Source organism: Streptomyces sp. NPDC039609 (assembly GCF_055596705.1).
Window position 1 is genome coordinate 1 of sequence record NZ_JBVIUJ010000033.1, and the last position, 2475, is coordinate 2475.

The window sequence follows — 2475 nt, forward strand, 5'->3', positions numbered from 1 at the left end:
TGAGGACAAGCCCTCGGCCTATTAGTACCGGTCAGCTCCACCCATTACTGGGCTTCCACATCCGGCCTATCAACCCAGTCGTCTACTGGGAGCCTTACCCTCTCAAGGAGGTGGGAATACTCATCTCGAAGCAGGCTTCCCGCTTAGATGCTTTCAGCGGTTATCCCTCCCGAACGTAGCCAACCAGCCATGCCCTTGGCAGGACAACTGGCACACCAGAGGTTCGTCCGTCCCGGTCCTCTCGTACTAGGGACAGCCCTTCTCAATATTCCTACGCGCGCAGCGGATAGGGACCGAACTGTCTCACGACGTTCTAAACCCAGCTCGCGTACCGCTTTAATGGGCGAACAGCCCAACCCTTGGGACCGACTCCAGCCCCAGGATGCGACGAGCCGACATCGAGGTGCCAAACCATCCCGTCGATATGGACTCTTGGGGAAGATCAGCCTGTTATCCCCGGGGTACCTTTTATCCGTTGAGCGACGGCGCTTCCACAAGCCACCGCCGGATCACTAGTCCCGACTTTCGTCCCTGCTCGACCCGTCGGTCTCACAGTCAAGCTCCCTTGTGCACTTACACTCAACACCTGATTGCCAACCAGGCTGAGGGAACCTTTGGGCGCCTCCGTTACCCTTTGGGAGGCAACCGCCCCAGTTAAACTACCCATCAGACACTGTCCCTGATCCGGATCACGGACCGAGGTTAGACATCCAGCACGACCAGAGTGGTATTTCAACGGCGACTCCACCATGACTGGCGTCACGGCTTCAAAGTCTCCCACCTATCCTACACAAGCCGAACCGAACACCAATATCAAACTGTAGTAAAGGTCCCGGGGTCTTTCCGTCCTGCTGCGCGAAACGAGCATCTTTACTCGTAGTGCAATTTCACCGGGCCTATGGTTGAGACAGTCGAGAAGTCGTTACGCCATTCGTGCAGGTCGGAACTTACCCGACAAGGAATTTCGCTACCTTAGGATGGTTATAGTTACCACCGCCGTTTACTGGCGCTTAAGTTCTCAGCTTCGCAACCCCGAAAGGTCACTAACCGGTCCCCTTAACGTTCCAGCACCGGGCAGGCGTCAGTCCGTATACATCGCCTTACGGCTTCGCACGGACCTGTGTTTTTAGTAAACAGTCGCTTCTCGCTGGTCTCTGCGGCCACCCCCAGCTCACGGAGTAAATCCGATCACCAGTGATGGCCCCCCTTCTCCCGAAGTTACGGGGGCATTTTGCCGAGTTCCTTAACCATAGTTCACCCGAACGCCTCGGTATTCTCTACCTGACCACCTGAGTCGGTTTAGGGTACGGGCCGCCATGAAACTCGCTAGAGGCTTTTCTCGACAGCATAGGATCATCCACTTCACCACAATCGGCTCGGCATCAGGTCTCAGCCTTAATGTGTGACGGATTTGCCTATCACACGGCCTACACCCTTACCCCGGGACAACCACCGCCCGGGCTGGACTACCTTCCTGCGTCACCCCATCGCTTACCTACTACCACCTTGGTTCGCCGGCTCCACCACTTTCCTTTCCCCGAAGGGTCCGGAACGGCTTCACGGGCTTAGCATTAATGGGCTCGATATTGGGCGTTTCAAAGCGGGTACCGGAATATCAACCGGTTGTCCATCGACTACGCCTGTCGGCCTCGCCTTAGGTCCCGACTTACCCTGGGCAGATCAGCTTGACCCAGGAACCCTTAGTCAATCGGCGCACACGTTTCTCACGTGTGTATCGCTACTCATGCCTGCATTCTCACTCGTGAACCGTCCACAACTCGCTTCCGCGGCTGCTTCACCCGGCACACGACGCTCCCCTACCCATCACAGCACCCGTTGGGGCTTATTGCTGCAATGACACGACTTCGGCGGTACGCTTGAGCCCCGCTACATTGTCGGCGCGGAATCACTTGACCAGTGAGCTATTACGCACTCTTTCAAGGGTGGCTGCTTCTAAGCCAACCTCCTGGTTGTCTCTGCGACTCCACATCCTTTCCCACTTAGCGTACGCTTAGGGGCCTTAGTCGATGCTCTGGGCTGTTTCCCTCTCGACCATGGAGCTTATCCCCCACAGTCTCACTGCCGTGCTCTCACTTACCGGCATTCGGAGTTTGGCTAAGGTCAGTAACCCGGTAGGGCCCATCGCCTATCCAGTGCTCTACCTCCGGCAAGAAACACACGACGCTGCACCTAAATGCATTTCGGGGAGAACCAGCTATCACGGAGTTTGATTGGCCTTTCACCCCTAACCACAGGTCATCCCCCAGGTTTTCAACCCTGGTGGGTTCGGTCCTCCACGAAGTCTTACCTCCGCTTCAACCTGCCCATGGCTAGATCACTCCGCTTCGGGTCTTGAGCGTGCTACTGAATCGCCCTATTCGGACTCGCTTTCGCTACGGCTTCCCCACACGGGTTAACCTCGCAACACACCGCAAACTCGCAGGCTCATTCTTCAAAAGGCACGCAGTCACGACC

The 2475-nt window shown here is 56.6% G+C and carries 1 rRNA gene (only partly in view); it reads right to left on the minus strand.

The features are described from left to right. Position 1 precedes the first annotated feature (1 nt). Positions 2-2475 (minus strand): 23S ribosomal RNA (locus ACZ561_RS40015); it runs 152 nt beyond the window's last position.